At 56.3% G+C, this 21,780-nt stretch carries 18 protein-coding genes; 8 read left to right on the top strand and 10 right to left on the bottom strand.

Annotated elements, in window-relative coordinates:
* The first annotated feature begins 3 nt into the window (after positions 1–3).
* From HNQ39_RS05245 to HNQ39_RS05235, 3 genes are read left to right on the top strand one after another with little or no spacing between them, the layout of a single operon-like run.
* A complete protein-coding gene (locus HNQ39_RS05245; protein WP_184192895.1) occupies positions 4–513 on the top strand; it encodes a DUF4365 domain-containing protein in 510 nt (169 codons plus the stop codon).
* Positions 506–766, top strand: a complete 261-nt coding sequence (locus HNQ39_RS05240; RefSeq protein WP_184192894.1) for a hypothetical protein — start codon at positions 506–508, stop codon at positions 764–766. The genes HNQ39_RS05245 and HNQ39_RS05240 overlap by 8 nt, the downstream gene beginning before the upstream one ends.
* 3 nt (positions 767–769) lie before the next feature.
* The gene (locus tag HNQ39_RS05235) at positions 770–1,684 is read left to right on the top strand and encodes a YwqG family protein (protein WP_184192893.1); all 915 of its coding nucleotides are present in this window, start codon (positions 770–772) and stop codon (positions 1,682–1,684) included.
* A 3-nt stretch (positions 1,685–1,687) separates the two neighbouring features.
* Here HNQ39_RS05235 and HNQ39_RS05230 read toward each other — a convergent pair whose 3' ends face one another.
* Complete coding sequence (locus tag HNQ39_RS05230; RefSeq protein ID WP_184192892.1) at positions 1,688–4,321, bottom strand: beta propeller repeat protein; 2,634 nt, start codon at positions 4,319–4,321, stop codon at positions 1,688–1,690.
* Positions 4,322–4,352: 31 nt separating this feature from the next.
* Here HNQ39_RS05230 and HNQ39_RS05225 point away from each other — a divergent pair, with 31 nt between their 5' ends.
* The 3 genes from HNQ39_RS05225 to HNQ39_RS05215 are packed head-to-tail and all read left to right on the top strand — an operon-like array spanning position 4,353 to position 7,376.
* A complete protein-coding gene (locus HNQ39_RS05225) occupies positions 4,353–5,333 on the top strand; it encodes an NAD-dependent epimerase/dehydratase family protein (protein WP_184192891.1) in 981 nt (326 codons plus the stop codon).
* Positions 5,334–5,357: 24 nt separating this feature from the next.
* Positions 5,358–6,503 (top strand): glycosyltransferase family 4 protein, encoded by a 1,146-nt coding sequence (locus tag HNQ39_RS05220; protein ID WP_184192890.1) that lies wholly within the window; start codon positions 5,358–5,360, stop codon positions 6,501–6,503.
* Positions 6,504–6,530: 27 nt separating this feature from the next.
* Positions 6,531–7,376 (top strand): glycosyltransferase, encoded by an 846-nt coding sequence (locus HNQ39_RS05215; protein ID WP_184192889.1) that lies wholly within the window; start codon positions 6,531–6,533, stop codon positions 7,374–7,376.
* Between the two features lie 29 nt (positions 7,377–7,405).
* Here the strand turns inward: HNQ39_RS05215 and HNQ39_RS05210 are convergent, their stop codons facing one another.
* The 9 genes from HNQ39_RS05210 to HNQ39_RS05170 all read right to left on the bottom strand — a co-directional run bounded on the left by HNQ39_RS05210 (position 7,406) and on the right by HNQ39_RS05170 (position 17,935).
* Positions 7,406–8,674, bottom strand: a complete 1,269-nt coding sequence (locus tag HNQ39_RS05210; RefSeq protein WP_184192888.1) for a glycosyltransferase — start codon at positions 8,672–8,674, stop codon at positions 7,406–7,408.
* 78 nt (positions 8,675–8,752) lie between these two features.
* Positions 8,753–9,538: an FkbM family methyltransferase gene (locus HNQ39_RS05205; protein WP_184192887.1), complete on the bottom strand. Its 786-nt coding sequence runs from the start codon at positions 9,536–9,538 to the stop codon at positions 8,753–8,755.
* Positions 9,535–9,816: a hypothetical protein gene (locus HNQ39_RS05200; RefSeq protein ID WP_184192886.1), complete on the bottom strand. Its 282-nt coding sequence runs from the start codon at positions 9,814–9,816 to the stop codon at positions 9,535–9,537. Before HNQ39_RS05200 ends, HNQ39_RS05205 begins: the two co-directional genes overlap by 4 nt.
* 8 nt (positions 9,817–9,824) lie before the next feature.
* A complete protein-coding gene (locus HNQ39_RS05195) occupies positions 9,825–10,784 on the bottom strand; it encodes an ABC transporter ATP-binding protein (RefSeq protein ID WP_184192885.1) in 960 nt (319 codons plus the stop codon).
* Between the two features lie 12 nt (positions 10,785–10,796).
* Entirely contained in the window at positions 10,797–11,684 is an 888-nt protein-coding gene (locus HNQ39_RS05190; protein ID WP_184192884.1) for an ABC transporter permease, read from the bottom strand.
* A 108-nt stretch (positions 11,685–11,792) separates the two neighbouring features.
* Positions 11,793–12,746 (bottom strand): 3-keto-disaccharide hydrolase, encoded by a 954-nt coding sequence (locus HNQ39_RS05185; protein WP_184192883.1) that lies wholly within the window; start codon positions 12,744–12,746, stop codon positions 11,793–11,795.
* Positions 12,747–14,171, bottom strand: coding sequence for a DUF1501 domain-containing protein (locus tag HNQ39_RS05180; protein ID WP_184192882.1), 1,425 nt, complete (start codon positions 14,169–14,171; stop codon positions 12,747–12,749). It lies immediately after the preceding gene.
* A gap of 201 nt (positions 14,172–14,372) precedes the next feature.
* Positions 14,373–16,703: a PSD1 and planctomycete cytochrome C domain-containing protein gene (locus tag HNQ39_RS05175; protein WP_184192881.1), complete on the bottom strand. Its 2,331-nt coding sequence runs from the start codon at positions 16,701–16,703 to the stop codon at positions 14,373–14,375.
* 224 nt (positions 16,704–16,927) lie between these two features.
* On the bottom strand, positions 16,928–17,935 hold the full coding sequence (locus HNQ39_RS05170; protein WP_184192880.1) for an alginate lyase family protein: 1,008 nt from the start codon (positions 17,933–17,935) through the stop codon (positions 16,928–16,930).
* An 84-nt stretch (positions 17,936–18,019) separates the two neighbouring features.
* Between HNQ39_RS05170 and HNQ39_RS05165 the strand changes: the two genes are divergently transcribed.
* Positions 18,020–20,587, top strand: a complete 2,568-nt coding sequence (locus HNQ39_RS05165) for a polynucleotide kinase-phosphatase (protein ID WP_184192879.1) — start codon at positions 18,020–18,022, stop codon at positions 20,585–20,587.
* A gap of 201 nt (positions 20,588–20,788) precedes the next feature.
* Positions 20,789–21,769 carry a sigma-70 family RNA polymerase sigma factor gene (locus tag HNQ39_RS05160; protein WP_184192878.1) on the top strand — a complete coding sequence of 327 codons (981 nt, stop codon included), beginning with the start codon at positions 20,789–20,791 and terminating at the stop codon, positions 21,767–21,769.
* Positions 21,770–21,780: the final 11 nt, after the last annotated feature.

Here is a 21,780-nt window from a genome sequence, read left to right as displayed (position 1 = left end):
ACCATGTTACGCATTACCGAAGGCACACGCCGCACACGCGAACACATCCTTGCTGACCTAAGTATCGTTCACGCGGAAAGTATGATTATCCCTCAGGGGCATGTGGTCGAACGCCTCTCCAATGACTATGGCTACGACCTACGCCTCATCACCTTTACTGAAACGGGCTTTCTCGAACCAGACCACATCTTGATCCAGGTCAAGGCAACCGATAACCCCAAGTTTCTTGCGGATCGAAGTGCGATTGCTTTTGAGCTCGAACGAAAACACCTGTGGACATGGAGTCGTGAGCTCTCTCCCATCATCTTGATTCTCTACGATGCCTCAGAGAGCAGAGCCTACTGGCTCCAGCTCACTCGTCCCGAACTCCGTATGCTGGCTCAGACAAACCAAGCCACCTGCACCGTCCATCTTCCCACGAACCAAATCTTCGACCCAGACGCCGTTGAGACCATTCGCCAAATAAAGAATGATCTGGTAGCATTCTATGAGAGGCAAACAACCCATGGCTGAAACCCTTACCTACAACGAGTTAAGTACCCTGCTCAACGAGCTTGGGTTCGTCGCGAAGCACAGCGACGAGGCGACCGTGTATCGACATGGAAATGGTGCCCTGCTCCTCCTCCCTGATGATGCCCCTAACACCTCTCTCACTCCCGCCCAGCGCCGTAATGTCCATGACACCTTGGTTCGCTACGGCCTCCTCACGCCTCTTCAGGCGGAAGCGCAGCTGAGCCATACCCATATTGCCAGCACCGCCGCCTGAGCAATGCCGCAGTTTCTTGAGTCCATTGTCGCTGCGCCCGAGCTAAGTCGCGTCTCAGAGACACTTCGTCAGCTCGTACGTCCGACCGTGCGGCTTCATGCGACACGTGTTGAGGAAGTGGCTCTGGCACTAGGGACAAGCAAGCTCGGCGGCTATCCCGATCTGCCCGCGGCGCTGAGCTGGCCGGTCTCCCTGCACACGCAAAAGTGGTTCTCGCGTGATGTCTCCGCCAAGATCGCCCTTCCTTTTCTGGCCCAGCTTGCCTGCTCTGAGCTGAAACCCTACGATGGCTCGGGGCTTTTACCGGACGAAGGGCGGCTCTACTTTTTCTACGCCGGCTGCCAGCAAGCCACCCTCTACGACGATGACGGTGGGGCGCATGTAGAATTTATGTACGATGGCTCGTCTCTCTTTCGTGTCCTCTGGTGGCCCGATGAGTCCACGTCACTACAGCGCCAAACGCCTCCTGGCAATCTTGTCACAAATGAGGACATGGTAAATGGAGCCTACTATGCCTGTTCGCTTCAACCAGAGACGGCGTGGACACTCCCCGATGTCGAGACCTGCTGGATCGGGGAACCAGGCGACGTTCTGACTCAAAAAGAGTGGGAAATCTACTCTGAGCTATGTCATGAAGCGACCGTCTATCCCCGCCACCTGCTTCTTGGCCATAGCGACGACTCTCAGCCCTACGCCATTGAAGGCGGCTACCAACTGGTGCGCTCCGAGTTCTGGCCCGAGCTCCCTCCAGCAACCGCCTCAACAGCCGAGCAGCAAGCCAACCGTCTCTTACTCCAGATAGATGCCGCCGATGAAACGGAGATGTGGTTTGGACGTGGTGGCCCCGTTTACTTTGGCATCCGCGACGAAGATCTCAGGAACCGGGACTTCTCTAAGGTCTGGGCCACCACACAATAACCCCTACTTTCGCGGGTCGGGTTTTACCTCAAGCGGCTGCTCCCAGATGCCTCCCTCAATGGTCAGGCGGAGGGTGTATTTTCCGGGCGCGACCCAGGGGGCTTTGGACGTCGGGGTGTTCTGCCAGATCGCGTCCATGCCGAGCCCACTGGCGGGGGCATACTGACGCAGGTTCCAGACAAAGCGGTGGGAGCCTGTGGTCGCTAAGAGCGGCTGCCAAGGGCGTGCCCAGCGCGGATCGACCGTAATTTTAAGCGGGTCGAGAGTATCAGGCTTGTCGGTGCTGCTCCATTTTCGGACGACCTTGCCTTGGGAGTCGCGTACCTCGAGAATGACCTCCTTGGCCTCCAATGCGAGGTAATAGTCGATCACGACCCCATCGGGGGGGTTCTGGCCCGCGGGCTCCTCCGGGGGAAGCGGCGTGTCGGTGTTGCGGTTCCAGTCCACGAGGTAGGCAACGCTTGGGGCGTAGAGCGCAACCGGCTCACGGGAGAGCTGGCGCAGAGCGGTGATGGAGTCCAGGATCCAGAACGAGCGCCCGTGGGTCCCCACCACGAGGTCGTCGTCGTGGACCACTAAGTCGCGGATGGACGTGGCGGGCATGTTGTTGCGCAGCGGGTTCCAGTTCGCCCCGTCGTCGTCGGAGAACCAGACCATCCGCTCCGTGCCGCAGTAGAGCAGGCCCGGCTTCTTGGGGTCTTCACGGACGGTATTCACGGGGGCATCGTCGAGGAGGCCGTAGGTGATGCGCTTCCAGGTCTTGCCAAAGTTATCCGTCTTGTAGATATAGGGCTTGTTGTCGTCGCAGCGCAGGCGGTTCACGGCGGCGTAGGCGCGGCCCGGCACAAAACGGCTCGCCTCTAGCTGCGCGATCTTGCTCCACGACGAAATCTCTGGCGGGGTGACATTTGCCCAGCTCTTGCCGCCGTCCTGGGTCAGCCAGAGCAGGCCATCGTCGGTGCCGCACCAGATCACGTTGATATCGGTCGGTGAGGGCGCGACCGAATAAATAACACCCCGGCGCGGCATGGTCTTTCCCTGGTCCGAGACGGCAGCGAAGGGTGCGGGGACATCCCAGGTCTCGCGGCTCAGGTCAGGGGAGATAGCCTCCCAGGTCGTGCCGCCATCGCGGGTCTTGAGCAGGCGGTTGCTCGCCAGAAAGAGCGTGCGCGGGTCGGCCTCGGAGAAGAGCATTGGCATCGTGCGAAGATAGCGCAGGCCCTCTATCTTGGGCCGAATGCTGGTCACCTCGCCCGTTTTTTTATTGTACTTACTCCCCTTGGAACCATAGATAATGTCCGGGTTGAGCGGGTCGGCGGCGACATAGGCATACTCCTCGGCCCCCACCGGGTGCCAGTCCCGGAACGTAATCTGGCCGTCTTGTCCGCGGCTCGCAATCCCCACCGAGCCGCTCTCTTGCTGGCCGCCGTAGACCCAGTACGGGAACTGGTTGTCGGTGCTGACATGATAGAACTGCGCGGTCGGCTGGTTGTACCACGAGCTCCAGGTCTCCCCCCCGTTCACCGAGATCGTCGCGCCCTGGTCCGCCGCGAGCAGAATAATCTGGGGATTGACCGGGTTGATCCAGATCGTGTGGTAGTCGTCGCCGCCGGGTGCGCCCTTAATGCAGACAAAGGTCTTCCCACCATCCACGGACTTATAGGTCGATGTATTGGCGGCGTAGACCACATCGCGCTGCTTGGGATCGGTGCGCACCTCGGCAAAGTCGCTCCCCCGGCTCCAGAGGCGCGGCTCGCCGTTGGTGAAGACCCAGCTCTTGCCGCCGTCATCGGAGCGGTAGATCCCCCCACCCGTGGTCGCGTCCACCGTGGCATAGAGCCGCTTGGCATCGAACACCGAGAACCCGATCCGCCCAAGGCCCTGCGCGATCGTCGGCAGGCCCTTGGTAAGCGGTGTCCAGGTCGTGCCGCCATCGGTAGACTTGAACAAGCCACTGGTCGTCCCCTGCCAGACGCCATTCTCCCAGGGTGCCTGCCGCGCCGCCCAGAGCGAGCAGTAGACCGTACTCGGGTTGGTCGGATCGAGCGCGACTTCCACCGCGCCGGTGTTCTCGTCTTTGTAGAGCACCCTCTCCCAGCTCTTGCCGCCATTGAGCGTCCGAAAGAGCCCACGGGTGGTGTTGGGTCCGTACGGGTGCCCCAGCACGGCGGCGAACGCCCGGTCTGGGTTCTTCGGGTCCACGCAGAGATCGCTGATCTGCCAGCCATCTTTCAGGCCCGTGTTCACCCAGCTCTTGCCACCATCCGTGGTCTTGTAGACCCCGTCACCCACCGAGAGATCGGGGCGCTGGAGGCCCTCGCCGCTGCCCACATAGATCGTGTCGGGGCGGCTCTGGGCGATCGCGAGGCAGCCAACACTCCCGGTAGGCTGACTGTCGAAGATCGGCTTCCAAGTGTGACCGTAGTCCGTTGTCTTCCAGACTCCCCCATTATTTACCCCGATAAAGAGCACGTTGGGCTGGGAGATCACACCCTCAGCCCCAACCGTTCGTCCGCCACGAAACGGCCCGATACAGCGCCAGGTCAGGCAGTCGTAGCGTGCTGAGGCCACTTGAGCGCGGGCGGGAAAGAACGAGAAAAGAAGGAGGGCAAAAAGCGTGAGGGATTTAGCGAACATACGATATTATGACACAGGGTACACTAGAGCTATGCGAATTTTGGTGACAGGTGCGACAGGTAAGGTCGGACAAACATTCCTGAAGGCATTTCTCGCCGACCAGCGCTTTGACGGTGCGATCGTCAGGGCGTTCTGTCACAACCGCGTTGTCGAGGCAACGGAGCGGGTCGAGGTGGTGAAGGGCTCGATGTCCTCACGCGCCGATGTTGCGCGGGCGATGGAGGGCGTCACCCATGTGCTCCACCTAGCCACCTGTAAAGAGACCCCCGAAGACATCATGGATGTCGCCATCAAGGGGTTCTTCTGGCTCTTGGAGGAAGCGCGCCTCTCTCCCACCTTTCAGCAGCTCGTCCTGATCGGCGGCGATGCGGGGATGGGGCACTTTGTCTACCCGCACCCGATTCCCGTCACCGAGACCCAGCGCCACAGCGCCTACCCAGGCTGCTACGCGCTCTCAAAGGTCCTCGAAGAGGTCCTGCTGGAGCAGTACTACATCCAGTACAACCTCAATGGTTGCTGCCTACGCGCCCCTTGGATCATGGAAAAGGACGACTTCAAGTACACGCAGAGCTTCGGCGACGATGTCTTTGGTGGTCCTCGCTGGCGTGACCTGGTCGGTGCCGATGCGGCGGATGCCTACCAAGCCACTAACACCATCCCCGTCCTCTGCGATCCCGACGGCAACCCGATCAAGCGCAACTTTGTGCATGTCGATGACCTGGTGAGCGCTATCCTAGCCGCTCTCAACCATCCCAAGTCCCGTCAGCAGACCTTCAATATCTGCATGGACGAGCCCGTGGACTATGGTGTCGTCGCAGAGTACCTCAGCACAACCCGTGGCTTTCCCAGCGTCAAGCTCACCACGGAGTTTCACACCACCTGGCTCGACAATGCCAAGGCACGCTTTCTCCTAGGCTGGAAACCCGTCTACGACACCACCAAACTCATCGACGCCGCCTACGACTACCAGCGCCCCGCAGACGATCCCCGTGTGATCTGGTACCCCGGGTAGAGAGTGTCCGCTTGAGTTATCACGATGAAAATTGCAATTGCGTCTAGCGGACTAGGACACATCAAACGAGGTATTGAGACTTGGGCCGAGGACCTAGCCAAAGCACTCTTCAAGCGCCAGTGTGACGTAACCCTATTTCAAGGGGGCAGTACCTCCGATGCCTTACCTTCGTATGTCAGGTGCCTCAATACACCTTCGCGATTTAGTCAAAAGATCAGCAAAGAAGTTAGTACACTGCGCAAACGAGGTGGCTGGCGCTACGGCTTCGGCTCAGACTATCAGGCCGAGCAAACCCATTTTGCACTGAAGCTCTTGTCCCAAGTACGCCATGACTATGATCTTGTTCATGTACAGGACCCATGGCTTGCGCTCCTGATGCAAAAATTTCACCAGCTTGGCCTAAGCCGTCCGAAAGTTATCCTGGGTCATGGGACAGAAGAAAGTGTCAGTACCCTCAGACGGTATACCTATCTTCAGCACCTTGCTCCGTGTTATTTAGAGGACTGGGAAGCCCAGAGACCTAAGTCTCAAATGGCATTTGCCATACCAAATTTTGTCAATACGGAGCTCTTTAAACCTGGCGATAAAGAAGTAGCCCGCAGGATCTGGGGCTTACCCCAAGATTGCCTTGTTGTTCTGTCGATAGCAGCAATTAAATCCACACATAAGCGAGTTGATTACCTCATTCGAGAATTTCATGCATTCTCCAAGACCTATTCTCAGCCTTGCGTACTCGTCGTTGCGGGTGCTCATGAAGCAGAATCCGATGCCCTCATAAAATTAGGGAAAGAGCTATTGGGGGATCGCATTTCCTTTCTTCAAAATGTCCCACGGGAGAAAATTCCATCCCTCTATCAATCCGCGGATATTTTCGCACATGGTGCACTACACGAGATGCTCCCCATCGCGTTTCTTGAAGCAATCGCAACAGGCCTCCCGATTACCTGCAATAATACGCCAACACTAAGCTGGATAGTAGGAGACTCGGGTAAACTCGCAGATCTCTCACAGGAAGGTTCACTAAGTAAACAGCTAGCTCTCTTAGCAGATGAAAGCATAAGAAAAAAACTATCTTCTAAAGCACAAAGTCAAGCATTTAATATATTCTCAGAAGACGTAGTCACCCCACAATACATTAACATATACAATAAAATTGTAGCGGCTAAATAAAAAATGAGCACTAGGCCAAAAATCAGCGTGATCATTCCTGCCTATAATGCAGCAGAATATATTGAGAAAGCCATTAACAGTGTACTAGAGCAAACATATCCAGCTGCAGAAATCTTTGTTATCGACGATGGATCATCCGACAATACAGCAGAAGTCGTTTCCAAATATCCACCACCTGTCTATCTTCTTCGTCAAGAGAATGGTGGTCCTGCATCCGCACGAAATCACGGAGCCCGACATGCAACAGGGGATTGGCTAGCCTTTCTAGATGCAGACGACACTTGGTTGCCGGAAAAACTAGAAAAGCAAATTCCATTAACAGAAGATCCTCAAGTAGTTTTGGTACATTGCTGTAGTAAACCTATAGATTCGCCTATTACATTTGAAACTCTATGGCAATGCAACCAGATTATCAACTCAACGGTTCTAGTCCGCCGTCTTAGTTTTGAAAACGTGGGAGGGTTTAATGAAGACAGAACATTGATTGGTGTAGAAGATTACAATCTTTGGCTCAGGTTATTATCTCTCGGCAGTTTTACACAAATACCATATCTTCTTATTAACTATACACCTTCACATAATAGTTTATCATCACAAACCGAAAGATTCGTCAAAGCAGAGATCCGAAACATTGAAATAATATCGCAGATTTTACCAATCAGTAAAAACCAGATCCTCAAAAAACATGTTGATGTGCTGATGACATACGGTAAAATTTTCGTAAATATGCGCGATCAAAAAAAAGCTCGCATCCTCTTCAAATCAGCATTAGACATGCAAATTTCGGCAACCCTCATAGCTTGGTGGTTAATAACTTTCATACCAACTCATTTTTTAGATATCCGTCGCCATATCCGCACTATAAAGGCATAACACATGCTATATACCATGTACATACCCCACTAACGATATGGTTTCTCCATTAGTAATCTTTCATATATTTCTACAGTTTCATTTACCATTTTTTGACTCGTAAATTTTTCCTGAATACGCTTACGCCCTTTCTCCCCCATTGACTGACATAAAGAGGAATTTTGACCTAGAATGCAGATTTTTTCTGCCAAAGAAGCTACATTTTTTGCAGGAACAAGGAAACCTGTCTCACCATCAACAATCGTTTCAGGTATACCACCAACAGCAGAAGCCACAATTGGAAGCCCCATAGCGCCTGCTTCCAAAGTCCCAAATGGATGCGCTTCGCATAATGATGGCTGCACATAGACATCAAGCATCTCTAAGAATGCATGAGTATCTCTTACAAATCCTAAAAATATTAAACAGTCAGCCACACCCAGTCTTTGTGCCTGTTCAATAAGTTCTTCTTTCAGTGGACCAGAACCCGCTATAACAACCAATATATTGGGTATATGCAAACGTATTTTAGGAAGAGCTTCGATCAAATACATAAATCCCTTAGCCTTATCAAGACGTCCTAGGCTTCCTAAAATAAATTTATCATTTCCCGGTAATCCGAAAGCTAATCTTATTTTAGACTTCTCTCTCTCTTGTGTAAATGCATCTACATCCACACCATTATAAACCACAGATATTCGCTTTTCATACTCTTCGTTCAAACCACAACGATTAACCCAATCATTCTTCGTAGCTTCACTTACAGAGATCACATGATCAATAGAATTCATACATTGACGTTCTAAATATCGGTAATGCTTACCTTGAAAATTACCATCAAGATCATAGGTAGAATCAACATGCCAAGTCGCCACTATTCGAGGTACACCAACACGGCGCATCGCAATAGGCGCGATCTCTGCACCCGCATGATTAGTATGCAACAAATCAACAGTCTTTCTATTGAATAGTTCCTCTAGTACATATTTCTCTTTGAACATGCCGAGTGTCCATGCAACTAAATGTGGAATTTTCACCCACGACAAACGCTTACGAGTTATGGTCGCGGAGTGGTTAATCTTAGTTACTTCACCAAGAGAATCCATGATTGTGTCTGGTGTTATTAATTCGACATCAGAATCTTTTAACAATTGATGCCATGGAAAAGATTTCGTCGAAAAAAATACCGGATAATATTTATCTCGATTCAATCCATCTACTAGTTCTAGGAGATACCTTGTCGTACCTCCTAACCCCTTACTTTCATCATGAAAACCAATTATATATTTTTTTTCCATAAAAATACCAATAGCCTTCACATAAAAGAATCTATTAATTCCATTTGTTCAAAAAAAACTTCAATTAACAGCAAAAAAAACTCACAAACATAACCATTATTAGCCCATATACTTATTTAAGACTATAGTAGTATGATCATTCTCTTCCGCTATCTCGAAACCAGCAGCCACTATCAGATTATCAAAATCACTAATCTTTCGGCTATCACCATGAAATTCTATAGCTACACAACGTATATTTTTAAGCCAGCTAGTATCACGACTAAATAATTCAATCTCAGCACCTTCAATATCTATTTTCAGAACATCAACCGTTTCAAAACCAGAAAATCCGATTATATCTTCTATAGTCAAACCATCAATAGCATCAACATAACTTTCTCCTGGCAAAACCTCTCCAAACTCAAAAGAATTAGCATGCCCACCCTTATTTTTCAATATCAGATTAGTTTTCCTACCCCAAACAGCAGCGTTTATATTTTTTGCACGCCCGTTAGCAGCTAATAGCTTAAGATTTTTTTCCAGTATCAAAAAATTCTCAGTATCGGGTTCAACTGCACATATATTCGCATTCGGACAATTAATTGCAAAAAATGCTGATGCCAAACCAATATTAGCACCGAGGTCAATAACATATGAACAATTCTTTACATATTTAAAAATCCCAGCATATACTTCACCATCAAAAATCTCACATAATGTCGCAATATCAGTATCACCACCTCTAATCACGATATCTCTGATCATGTCAGACTTGAATTTAAAGGTAACATGCTCCTCATCATTGATACCATGTAAAAAACACTGCCTCAGTTTTAATATTGAGGCAAAATCAATATACTTTCTCCATTTCTTATAAAGCGAATAGTTCCAACTATTTCTCATGCTTTTTCAAATCTCCAGTCATAGTTACATATAACAACACCTTGATCTGCTCTATTAGAAAAACCTGATATATTGCCTTCAACAACATCAAGAATCCTGGCATTCTCGATTTGATCTAACAATGCCCCATCAAACATCCATAATTCAAACATAACTTGCCTACCTGGTCGTATTGGCAATTGGTAAAATCGACACTCAACTTTTTGTGTCCCTTCAATCAGATCAATTTTGACATCTTTTTCATCTGTCCAGCTTGAGATAATCCTAGTGCCAGTCAAAGTTTTAATTACAATTGCAATAGATACTCTCCCAATATTTTTTTCGCTTCAATCTCAAGTATACATCTCAGATCCTTACCACTTTCAACATATGACAATGGGATCCCCATACTATCTAGAACTTCCAGACTTTTAAAAACGGCACGTCGATCCCCTGAGCGCTGTTTATCAGTTAAAGATTTTGAATTATCGTCTGATGACAAACTTGAGAGATAACTATCAATAATTCTGTTTGACATACCATACTCTACGACTTGTCCATTTCGCATCCATAAAGCAGATCGACAAAGAGTAGGAATCATTTCCATATTGTGACTTACAAATAAAAGTGTACATCCCGACTGTGCAAGTTTTTGCATACGCTCGATGCACCGTTTCTGAAATGGCGCATCACCAACAGCAAGGACTTCATCGATAACAAGTATTTCAGGTTCCAGATAAGCCGCCACAGCAAATGCCAAGCGCAGTTGCATCCCGCTTGAAAACCGCTTAACTGGCGTATCTATGAATTTCTCTACTTCAGCAAAAGCGACTATCTCGTCAAATTTTCGTTCAATTTCTCGACGAGACATTCCTAGGATTGCACCATTCAGAAATATATTCTCTCGCCCAGTTAATTCCTGATGGAATCCCGTTCCAACTTCTAGAAGGGATGCCACGCGACCAAATAGTTCGACTTTCCCAGATGTTGGTTCTGTAATTCTAGAAAAGATCTTAAGGAGAGTGCTCTTTCCAGCACCATTGCGACCAATGATTCCGAGAGTTTCACCGGGAGCAACTTCAAAGCTGACATCCTTAAGTGCCCACAGAGTCGTAGATTCAGATTTGTCTTGGCCTGCCGTGTAACGGCGGCGGAGTGCTTGACCTGCACCTGCTATCGAGTCTCGGAGGGTGTGGTAGCGCTCTTGAGTTGCTCCTAACTGGTAGGATTTTGAGAGGTTTGTTACTCGAATCGCGGGGTTTGACATGGTCTTGAGATTCTAGATGATATCGGCAAATCGCCGTTCGACGGAGCGGAAGTAGAAAACCCCCATGAAGAAAAGTGCGATAGAGACAGCAAGGGAGATGAGGATGTTGCCCCACTCTAGGGGACGCCCTAGGAAAGAGGCACGGAAGCCGTCGATTAATCCAGCCATGGGGTTGAGTGCCTGCACCCAGCGCCATTCCTTTGGGATGATGGAGCTTGGGTAGATGACCGGAGTAATGAACATCCAGATTTGCACGAGGAAGGGCACGACATAGCGAAAATCACGGTAGGCCACGGTTAGTGCAGAGAGTAGTGTACCTACTCCCGTTGCGGCAAGCACGGTCCCAAAGAGGAATAAAGGAACCAAGAAAAGTTGGGCAGTCAGCGCGATTTTGTACCAGACCATCATGACCAACAGAACACTAAAGGAGATGGCGAGGTCCACCAGGCCAGCCCCTGCAGAAGCCAAGGGAATGATGAGCCGAGGGAAGTAGACCTTGGTAATCAGGTTCGCGCTGCCAACGACGGAGTTGCCACTATTAGCAAGCGCCGTCGAGAAGAATGTCCACGGCAGGAGCCCGGCAAAGACATAGATAGGGTAGGGAACTCCCCCGGTGCGAGTATCCATCCCTGCGAGACGGCCAAAAAGCAGGGAGAAGACAATCATTGTCATCACGGGCTGCAGGATCGCCCAGGCAGCTCCTAGGGCAGTCTGCTTGTAACGGATTTTGACATCGCGCCAGGTCAAAAAGTAGAGTAGCTCACGGTAGCGCCAGAGCTCACGGAAGGGTAGGTTTAGCCCGCTCTTGGCTTCGATAACTTGGTAGTGCTCAAGTGCTGCCCCGGTGGACTCGGTTGGGAGGGTTGGCAAGTCTTTTTGGGGGACGTCGTAGCTATTCATTCACGTGTTTACTAACAAGGTAGCATCATAGTAAATACCACACACTACCTCTCCACCAAGTGCAAGGGAGAGAGGTAGTGTGCAATATTGGTCGATGAGGCCGGGCAGCTACGGCTTCGGGTTTTCGTCGCTTTTGGGTGCAGTACCCTTGGTGGGCTTTGCCAGCGGCTTGATGTAGAGGTTCTTAAAACTTGCCACGGTATTGGGCCCGTGGCAGAGCTGGAAGGCGATCGGGCCGCTCTTGAAGCCATCGGGGTCGTCGCCTTCGGCGGTCTTGACGCCATTGAGGTAGATGGTGATGTGGGTGCCGACCATCTTGAAGTAGTAGTGGTTCCAGTCACCCTGCTTGACGAGCTGGTTCTGCAGCTCGGTCGGGAAGTCGAAGATCTTCTTTTGGCGGTGGTGCTCGTCCCAGAGGCAGCCCCAGAAGCCATCGCCCATGTCCACTTGGTAGCCCGGCACATCATCGAAGGACTTGGGCTGCACACGCGGGCAGACTCCGCTGTTGTAGCCGGTCATCTTCACATCGACATGCATCTCAAAGTCGGAGTAGTCCTGGTCGGTGAAGAGGTAGTGGTGGTGGGGCGTGTTGCCCTTCTTATCGCCGACAATCACGCCATCGACCACAGACCAGTAGCCCTTCTCCCATGTAAACCCCTTGAGGTCCTTGCCATTGAAGAGCGACTTCCAGCCTTTGGCGACCGGCTTACCGTCTTTGACCACGCCATCGGGGCCGTCTCCAAAGGCCAGCGTCCCGGTGCCGGGATAGACCGCGTTGAGCTTCACGACAGGCTTGGGTGCAGTCAGGCTCGCAGGCTTGGAGTCGGCGAGCGGGCCGATCTCGACGCCCGCTTTTTTCGCCTCGGCGGCATCGTCGAAGCCCTCAAACGTGAGGTTGTGCAGCTTGTAGTAGTCGCCGCGGTAGTTACGCTTGGGCTGCTGGCCACTGTGACAGTAGGTACACTTGACCCCCTCCTTCTGCGCAAACGGCGGCTTCGCCTGAGCGCTCGCCGCCAAGAACATCGTCAGCGGCAGCGCCGCAAGAATCGTCGTTGTTTTCATCTATACCAATGCTTTCTTGATGATAGTGCCGCCGGTGCCGGTGAGGCGCTGGTTGCGGCCGTTGAAGAGATAGGTCAGCCGGGTGTGCTCTAGGCCCATGCAGTGCAGGATAGTGGCGTGGAGGTCGTTGATGGGGTGTGGGTCTTCGCCGGTCTTGTAGCCGACCTCGTCCGAGGAGCCGACCACCGTGCCGCCTTTGATCCCGCCCCCTGCCAGCCAGACGGTCTGGACACCGGGGTTGTGATCGCGTCCTGCGCCGCCTTGTGAGATCGGCATGCGCCCAAACTCCCCTGCCCAGACAACGAGTGTGGAGTCCAAGAGGCCGCGTCGCTTGAGGTCTTGGAGCAGGCCTGCGATGGGCTTGTCGGTCGCGCCGGCGTGCTTGCCGTGGTTGCTCTCGATATTGCCATGGGCATCCCAGGTATCGTCGCCATGCCCCCCGCCTGAGTAGAGCTGGATAAAGCGCACACCGCGCTCGACCATGCGGCGCGCCAGGAGGCACTTGCGCCCAAAGTCCGCCGTCTCGGGCTTGTCCATGCCGTAGAGCGCCTTGGTCTCCTCCGTCTCTTTGGAAAAGTCCACGGCCTCGGGGGCGGCCATCTGCATCCGATAGGCCAGCTCATAGCTCTTGATACGGGCGTCTAAGTCACTATCACTGGGCCGGGCTGTGAGGTGCTCGTGGTTGAGCTGGGCGAGAAACTCCAGGTCTTGTTTTTGGTTATCGTCGCTGACTCCCTCGCCGGGCTTGAGGTCCAAGATCGGAACACCACTGGGCCGAAAGACTGTCCCCTGGTAGCTCGCGGGCATGTAGCCGCTGGCCCAGTTCGGGGCACCGCCGATCGGGCCGCCGCGGGGATCGAGCATCACCACGAAACCGGGGAGGTTCTGGTTCTCCGAGCCAAGGCCGTAGGTCGTCCAGCTGCCCAGCGACGGTGCGCCCTGGAGAATTGTCCCCGTGTTCATCTCAAAGAGGGCAGGCGCGTGGTTGTTGGAGCTGCCAAAGACCGAGCGCACGAAGCAGATATCATCCACACAGCCCCCGACATGCGGGAAGAAGTCGCTCACCTCGATACCGCTCTTGCCGTATCTTTTAAAAGGGATCGTGCTGCGCATCAGCGGCGCGTTGTTGCCACCGCCAAAGGTCTTTATCTCGCCCGCGGTGGGCAGGGCGACACTCATGGTCTTGCCGTGGTACTTATCGAGGCCGGGCTTGGGGTCAAACGTGTCCATCTGGCTGGGGCCGCCGTACATGAACAAGAAGATCACCGACTTAGCTTTGGCGGGATAGTGTGGCTTCTTGACCGTCTGTGCCTGGGCTTCCTCGGCGAGGAGTGCGCTTAGAGCAAGCGCTCCAAAACCGACTCCCGCGCGGGCGAGAAAGTCGCGGCGGGAGGTCGAGCGGGTGAAGTGTGGGCTAGTCGGCATTAGTTCGACACTCCCCCCGCATACCCCACAAGTGGGGCCCCTGCGACCCCCTCTCCCTCTTTTCCTCCTTCGTCGGGAGGAGAGGGGGTGCCGAGGGACGAGGCGGGGGAGTGGCACCACCCCCTCTGCCTCCCCCTCCCTTCGCCCCGACGAAGTCGGGTTTCAGGCGAAGGGAGGGGGCTGGGGGGAGGGATGTTATTTCTAGTCGGCATAGAGGAACTCGTTGGTATTGAACAGGATATGGCAGAGATCGGCAAGGGCGGCTTGCTCGGGGTTGGCCTTCTTCTCGGCGCGATGGAGCTCGGCTTTTTTGGCCAGAAACGCCGTGGCTTGGGCAAGCTGCGTGGGGGTTGGCTTGCGCACCAGCGCGAGACGGTAGGCGAGTGTCACTTGCGCCGCGGGGTCGCTTCCGGCGTCTTTGGCGACACGCTCGGCGAAGTGCCTTGCTTGCTCCCAGCCGAACTCACCGTTGAACATCGCCAGCGCTTGGGGCGCGATGGTGGTGGACTGGCGCTTGGGGCAGGTGTTGACCATGTCTGGGCCGTCGAAGACCTCGGTGATGGGCAGGGCGAGTGAGCGGCGCTGAAAGACATAGACTGTTCGTCGGCGCTGCTGGTCGCCCTCGGAGCTGCCCCACTTATGGGTCGAGCCGGTCGCCAGCACCTCGCCGGAGACCTTGGGATAGATACTGGGGCCGGCCATCTGTGGGTTGAGCTGCCCGGAGACGGCGAGCATGGAGTCCCGGATCGCCTCGCCCTCCAAGCGCTGCCGTCGCTGCCGCCACAGGAGCGTGTTGGCGGGATCGAGCTTGGCCGCGACAGGGTTTGTCCCCACGCTCTGCCGGTAGGTCGCGCTGGTCAGGATCGTCTTATGGAGTTTCTTGAGGCTCCAACCGTTTTGTACCAGCTCACGGGCGAGCCAGTCGAGCAGCTCTGGGTGGGTGGGCTTGGCACCATTGCGCCCAAAGTCCGACGGCGTCGCGACAATTCCCTGCCCGAAGTGGTGCTGCCACAGCCGGTTGGCGATCACACGTGCGGTCAGGGGATTCTGCGGCGAGGCGACCCAGCGTGCCAGCTCCAGCCGTGCCTTCCCCGTGGTCACTTCTTCGTCTTTGCCGCCACAGAGGCTCGTGATGTAGCCAGGCTTGACGATCTCCCCCGGCGTGGCGAGGCTCCCCCGCACCAGCACTTTATGGGTGATGGGCTTCTGGTTCTTGTCCGTGACCGCCTCCGCGACACTATCGATGGGGCCGAGCTGGCGGTTGAGCGCATCGATCTCGGCTTCGATCCCCTCTTTCTTGCGCTTGCGCTTGGGCTCCTCCATGTCGCCCTTCTCGGCGCGCTCGGCCTCTTGCTGGGCGCGTTTTGCCTTGAGCTGCTCTTGGATTTCGTTGCGGCGCGCGACTAGCTCGGGGCTATCGACCTCACCGGGCAGGCGCTCGTCGGACCAGCGCGTGTTGGCAAAGAACGCCTGGAGCTTGTAGTAGTCGCGGGCGGTGATCTTGTCGTACTTGTGGTCGTGGCAGCGCGCACAGCCCACCGTCATCCCCAGCATCACCGAGCCCACGGTATCGGTGGCATCGTTGAGGTAGTCCTGCCAGCGGCCGTCGGGGTCGCGCGAGAGCTCGTCCCAGGAGCCTAGGCGCGCAAACCCCGTGGCGATCAGCGAGTCCGCGGTTCGGTTGGGGAGCAAGTCCCCGGCGAGCTGCTCGCTCAGAAACTGGTCGTAGGGCTTGTCGGCGTTGAAGCTGCGAATCACATAGTCCCGGTAGCGCCAGGCACGGGAGCGGATATTGTCGGCCTCAAAGCCGTGTGTCTCAGCGTAGCGTACCAGGTCCAGCCAGTGCCTCCCCCAGCGCTCGCCGTAGCGCGGGTCCGCAAGGAGCCGGTCCACTAATTTTTCGTAGGCATCGGGCGCCGTGTCGGAGAGAAACGCCTCGGTCTCCTGCGGGGTCGGTGGCAGACCCACGAGGTCTAAAAATACGCGGCGCAGGAGCGTGGTCTTATCGGCGGGCGGGCTCGGAAAGAGCTTCTGCGTCTCCAGCTTCGCCAGCACAAAAGCATCGATCGGGTTCTTCACCCACTCGTCGCGCAGCACCGGGTTCTTGAGCCGTGGCAGTGTCGGGTTTGTCGGCGCGAGATAAGGCCAGCCCAGCTTTGCCTCGTCGATCTTGGCCCCCTGCGCGATCCAGCGCTCGATGGTCTGAATCTGCGCCTCTTTGAGCGGCGGCATCCCGATGGGCATCTGCGGCTGGTGCTTGCCGCGCAGGTAGCCGATCAGGGCGCTCTCGCTGGGCTTGCCGGGGACAATCACGCGCTTGCCGAACTTGCTCCCGCCGGAAAAGAGCGCGGCCTCCTCGGTGACAAAGCCCCCTTGCTTTGCGTCCTTACTATGACAGCCCGTGCAGTCGGCCTTGAGGATCGGCTCCACCTCCTCCCGGAAGCTCACCATCTTCGTGCTCTCCACCTTCTGCCCCGCCGCCCCGAGAGCAAAAAGCCCGATCAGAGGGAGTGCCGCCATAAACTTGCGCATAAACGTCATTTTACCGGTTTTGTCGGAAATCTGGCCTGGTTTGTTCACCTAGAAAGAGAAGGAAATCCCACAAAAATTCCCGAACCTGCGCCTGGATAGCCCTGGACGGTAAACCTCCGGGCTGTAGGGCCTTCGGCCGCCTCCTCGTCCCTCGTCGGTATATATTCCGCAGAAGGCATACCTAGACAAGCAGATACTATAGGGTGGTACTTAAGGAGTCCACTTTACCGTAGGAACAGCAGGGTTCCGAAGCCGGGGTGGTCGGCTTGGAAGGCGGCGCCTTCGGGGCGCAGGGACTCGGCGGCGCGGCGGGTGTAGGGGGCTTTCTTGCCAAGTCGTCCCTCGAAGTGATTGAGCGCCAGCTCGTAGATCGGGCGGAGCTTGCCGCGGCCCTCGTCGGAGATTGTCGGCCAGTCGTACTTGCCGGTCTTGTCTTTGTAGCGCTCGAAGGGGACTTCGTCGCCGAGATTGTACTTGGCGGTGTACTCAAAGCCCTTGAGCAGGCGGAAGTTACCCTCGCTGTAGAGGTCCACGCCCTGGTTCCAGGCAATCTCCGCCGCCTCCGCCAGATGCGCGATCCCGAGCTGGACGTGCTGCTGGTCCCGCCCGCTCTCTTGGCACTGGCCTGTCTCATTGATAATGTAGTGGGTCAGCCGCCCATTGCCCGCGCCGGTTTTGTAGTAGGCCACCGCCTTGTCAAAGAGCGCTTTGTCGTCGAGAAACACCCCGCAGGCGAGGAGCATCTTGATGCAGGCGGTGTCCCAGTTGCCATTGGCGAAGGTCGCGAAGCTGGTCACCACGGGAATAAAGGCGCGGCGCAGGCACTCCGCGAAGGGCTTGTGGCCCAAGAGCTCGGCGGCATTGACCAGCTTGAAGCCATAGAGCGCGGCGGCGAGCTCTTTGTCGTGGCCCGTGATGCTCTGGAGCGAGCCGCCCCACGCGTCCAAGATGGCGAGCGCTTTGTCTCTGTGCGCCTTCTCGCCCGTCAGCCACCAGAGCAGCGCATTCTGATACGCGGCGTTGGAGTCGCTGGCCAGCTCGTCGTTGCCCACGTTCTTCTTGGTCTCCCGACAGACGATCGGAAACGCGCCGCCACGAATGCGCCAGTCTTTCGACGACGCGGGGTGCTCCTTGAGTTTTTGAAGGCCCCCTTTCCAGGGCTCGTCGTTGAGACGCGTGCGAAGACGCTCTAGATCGGGCTTGGTGTGCAGGGCTCCGGGGTGGGTGAACATAGAGGTATTGTACGCGAGAACCACAAAATTATTTCCAAAATGTTTCAAAAAAAGGCGAGTCTGTGGTATTATGGCACTTCCCCTATGCAAATAGACCTACCAGATTTTGCGCTCGTTGTCCTTGTGGGCGCGAGCGGAAGCGGAAAGAGTACCTTCGCGGGCAAGCACTTCTTGCCCACGGAAGTGCTCTCGTCGGACTACTTGCGCGGGGTTGTCTGTGATGACGAGGGCAGCCTGGAGGCGACCGGCGATGCGTTCGCGGCGCTCCACTACCTGGCAGGGATTCGGCTCAAGCGGCGCAAGCTCACCGTGATCGATGCTACCAATGTCCAGGAGCACGCCCGCAAGCCCTTGCTCGCCCTGGCCCATCAGTATCATGCGGTCCCCGTGGCGATTGTCCTGGATGTCCCAGAGAAGACCTGCTACGCCCGCAACCAGGCGCGACCGAATCGGGATTTTGGCCCCCACGTGGTCCAGCGCCACAGCCGTGAGCTCAAGCGCAGCCTGAAGTTCCTCAAGAAAGAGGGCTTCCGGTATGTCTTCCACCTCGATGGCGAGGAGGCGATTGCGGCGACGGAGCTAGCCCGCGTGCCGCTCTGGACCGACCGGCGCACGGAGCACGGGCCTTTTGACTTTATCGGGGATGTGCACGGCTGCTACGACGAGCTCCAGGCGCTACTGGGCAAGCTGGGCTACGACGAAGCCGGGGGGCACCCTGAGAACCGGCGGCTGGTCTTTGTGGGCGATCTCGTGGACCGGGGCCCCAAGTCGGTCGAGGTCGCGAGTTTTGTGATGGAGGCGGTCGCGGCGGGACGGGCGCTGTGCGTCCCGGGCAACCACGACGATAAGCTCAAGCGGGCGCTTGAGGGCAAGAAGGTGACGGTCAACCACGGGCTGGAGCAGTCGCTGGAGCAGATCGATGCCCTCCCCGAGGCCGAGCGGGAGGCATTTAAGGCGCGGTTTATCGCCTTTGTGGAGAGCCTTGTCTCTCACCTCTGGCTGGAAGACGGTGCGCTCTGCGTCGCCCATGCCGGGATTCGCGAGGACTTGATCGGCCGCGCCAGCCGCGCCGTGCGGGAGTTCTGCCTCTACGGCGACCCCACGGGCGAGCGTGACGAGCGTGGCCTCCCGATCCGCCGCGACTGGGCCGCCGACTACTCCGGCAAGACGAACGTGATCTACGGCCACACCCCGATTGAGCGTGCCCAGTGGCGCGGCAACACCATCAACCTCGATACCGGCTGTGTCTTTGGTGGCCAGCTCACCGCTCTGCGCTGGCCCGAGCGCACGATTGTCGGTGTTGAGGCTAAAGCAAGCTATGCGGAGCACCCCCAACCCCTTCGCGAAGCCGAAGCAGCCAAAAGCCCCTTTCCCAGCGACGGAGGAGCGCCCGCACCCAGAGAGTACCCGGGGGTTGGGGAGAGGTTGAATCTTGCCGATTTTGTCGGGCGGCGCATCATCGAGACGCGCCTCGGGGGGAATATCACGGTCAACGACGGCAATGCGGCGGCGGCGCTGGAGGTGATCTCGCGCTTTGCGGCCCACCCGCGCTGGCTGGCCTACCTGCCGCCGACCATGAGCCCCGTCGAGACCAGCAAGACCGAGGGCTATCTGGAGCGCCCGGAAGAGGCCTGCGCCTACTTCGTGAAGAATGGCTTCACCGAGCTGATCGCCCAGGAGAAGCACATGGGCAGCCGCGCCGTGGTGGTTGTCTGTCGCGACCAAGCGGCAGCACAGAGGCGCTTTGGAGCCGAGAGTGGTGAGACGGGCGTGATCCTCACCCGCACCGGGCGGCCGTTTTTCGACACACAAGAGCAGACCGAGGCGCTCCTCTCCGAGCTGCGCGCGGCGCTCACGGAGACGGGGCTCTGGGATGAGCTGAAGACGGACTGGGTGATCCTGGACAGCGAGCTGCTCCCTTGGAATGCCAAGGCACAGGGGCTCCTGCGCGGGCAGTACGCCCCCGTGGGAGCGGCGGGGCGGGTGGCGCTCTCGACGGCGCGGGAGCTCGCGGAAAAAGCGAATCTCCCCGAGCTGGCACAGCGCTTGCAGGAGAGGGAGAGCTGTGTCGGGGCCTACCAGGAGGCCTACGGACGCTACTGCTGGAGTGTGAGCGGGTTGTCGGGAGTCAAGCTCGCGCCGTTTCAGATTCTGGCGGTCGAGGGTAGGACGCTGCTGGAGCAGGACCATCTCTGGCATATGCAGACACTTGCACGGCTCGCGGCGGTCTCGGAGCGGTTTGTGGCGACACAGTACCAGCTTGTCCAGGCCGATAACGCCGAGCAGGTGAAGGAACTCTCCGCCTGGTGGGACAAAAAAACAGAGGAAGGCATGGAAGGAATTGTGGTCAAGACACGCGAATCTATCCCGGTTCGGAACTCCGTCGCCTCTCTGCGTGTTCAACCTGCGGTAAAAGTGCGGGGACGGGAGTACTTAAGGATCATCTACGGTCCCGAGTACACCGACCCAGCCCATCTCTCCCGCCTACGTGAGCGGGGTCTCTCGGGGAAGCGCTCGCTGGCACTCCGGGAGTTCTCTCTAGGAATCGAGGGCCTGGAGCGGTTTGTCCGCCGAGAGCCCCTACGTCGGGTGCACGAGTGCGCCTTTGCGACCCTTGCGCTGGAGTCTGAACCTGTGGACCCACGCTTATAGGGAAGCCCGAAACCTAGAGGGCACGGACGACGTCTATTACAAATAGAGCCGAGGCGAACGTCCGTTTAGCGCGTTTCCTGTTAAAAACGATAGGGAACTTACGAGCGGTTTTTACCGTAAATAATAAGACATTCTTGTCCCCGCAAGTCGGGGCACGGGCCGGGGCGGTCGAGAGATCCCCCATTGGGTATAAGAAAAAAAATGACTACACTAACGCCGGATACCATAGAAGAGCAGAAACTGGATACGGCGGAGGCGCCAACGACGGCTCTCTCCGAGCCGGAGCTTGCGCAGCTCGCACCTGACGAAGAAGAGAACTTTGATCCCATGAAGGAGTTCTCTTTCACGGCATTTGTCGCCGATCGTGGGGGTGCGAACAGTGTGGCGCTCTTGACGCCGCGCCAAGAGCGCTGGCTTGCGCGCTGCGTCGAGCGTGGGGGCAAGCAGGGTGAGCGTGCTCGTGAGATCCTGGTCAACGCCAACCTACGCCTTGTCACCAGTATCGCCAAGAAGTACCAGAACCGTGGGATCGCCATGGAGGACCTGATTCAGGAAGGTACTCTGGGCCTGATCCACGCCGTGGACAAGTACGACTGGCGCCGTGGCTTCCGCTTCTCCACCTACGCCACCCACTGGATTCGCCAGGCACTGGGCCGCGCGGTCGAGAACCAGGGCCGCACGATCCGCCTGCCCTCGCACGCTATCGAGAGCCTGGGCAAGATCAAGCGCACCCGTGAGATGCTCGCCACGCGCTTCAACCGTGTCCCCACCCCCCAGGAGATCGCCCATGAGATCAGCCTGCCGGTCGATAAGGTGGAGACGCTGCTCGAGGCCGAGACGCCCGAGCCGATGAGCTTGGACGCGCCCGCGGGCGACTCGACCACGCGCCTGGGCGACCTGCTTCCCGCAGAAGACGCCACCAGCCCGTCGTCGCGCATCTTCCGCCGCGCCCTCCGCGAGGAGATCAACAAGGCACTCGACCACCTGAGCAGCCGTGAAAAAGAGGTGCTCTCCCTGCGCTACGGCCTCTCCGAGGACCAGGAGCAACCCATGACCCTGGAGCAGGTGGGCAAGGCGCTGCATCTTTCCCGGGAGCGTGCCCGCCAGATCGAGGCCGGTGCCCTGCAGAAGCTACGCCGGAGCGAGGTCGGTGGTCGCCTCCGCGATACCGTGATCGCGTAAGCAACAGAATA

The sequence above is a fragment of the Armatimonas rosea genome (assembly GCF_014202505.1).
GTDB lineage: Bacteria > Armatimonadota > Armatimonadia > Armatimonadales > Armatimonadaceae > Armatimonas > Armatimonas rosea.
This window is presented reverse-complemented; position numbering and strand designations above follow the sequence as displayed.

Bases quoted from the DNA above. Each gene is read 5' to 3' on its own strand.
- HNQ39_RS05245 (WP_184192895.1), top strand. From the start codon at position 4: ATGTTACGCATTACCGAAGGCACACGCCGCACACGCGAACACATCCTT.
- HNQ39_RS05240 (WP_184192894.1), top strand. From the start codon at position 506: ATGGCTGAAACCCTTACCTACAACGAGTTAAGTACCCTGCTCAACGAG.
- HNQ39_RS05235 (WP_184192893.1), top strand. From the start codon at position 770: ATGCCGCAGTTTCTTGAGTCCATTGTCGCTGCGCCCGAGCTAAGTCGC.
- HNQ39_RS05230 (WP_184192892.1), bottom strand. From the start codon at position 4,321: ATGTTCGCTAAATCCCTCACGCTTTTTGCCCTCCTTCTTTTCTCGTTC.
- HNQ39_RS05225 (WP_184192891.1), top strand. From the start codon at position 4,353: ATGCGAATTTTGGTGACAGGTGCGACAGGTAAGGTCGGACAAACATTC.
- HNQ39_RS05220 (WP_184192890.1), top strand. From the start codon at position 5,358: ATGAAAATTGCAATTGCGTCTAGCGGACTAGGACACATCAAACGAGGT.
- HNQ39_RS05205 (WP_184192887.1), bottom strand. From the start codon at position 9,538: ATGAGAAATAGTTGGAACTATTCGCTTTATAAGAAATGGAGAAAGTAT.
- HNQ39_RS05195 (WP_184192885.1), bottom strand. From the start codon at position 10,784: ATGTCAAACCCCGCGATTCGAGTAACAAACCTCTCAAAATCCTACCAG.
- HNQ39_RS05190 (WP_184192884.1), bottom strand. From the start codon at position 11,684: ATGAATAGCTACGACGTCCCCCAAAAAGACTTGCCAACCCTCCCAACC.
- HNQ39_RS05185 (WP_184192883.1), bottom strand. From the start codon at position 12,746: ATGAAAACAACGACGATTCTTGCGGCGCTGCCGCTGACGATGTTCTTG.
- HNQ39_RS05180 (WP_184192882.1), bottom strand. From the start codon at position 14,171: ATGCCGACTAGCCCACACTTCACCCGCTCGACCTCCCGCCGCGACTTT.
- HNQ39_RS05175 (WP_184192881.1), bottom strand. From the start codon at position 16,703: ATGCGCAAGTTTATGGCGGCACTCCCTCTGATCGGGCTTTTTGCTCTC.
- HNQ39_RS05170 (WP_184192880.1), bottom strand. From the start codon at position 17,935: ATGTTCACCCACCCCGGAGCCCTGCACACCAAGCCCGATCTAGAGCGT.
- HNQ39_RS05165 (WP_184192879.1), top strand. From the start codon at position 18,020: ATGCAAATAGACCTACCAGATTTTGCGCTCGTTGTCCTTGTGGGCGCG.
- HNQ39_RS05160 (WP_184192878.1), top strand. From the start codon at position 20,789: ATGACTACACTAACGCCGGATACCATAGAAGAGCAGAAACTGGATACG.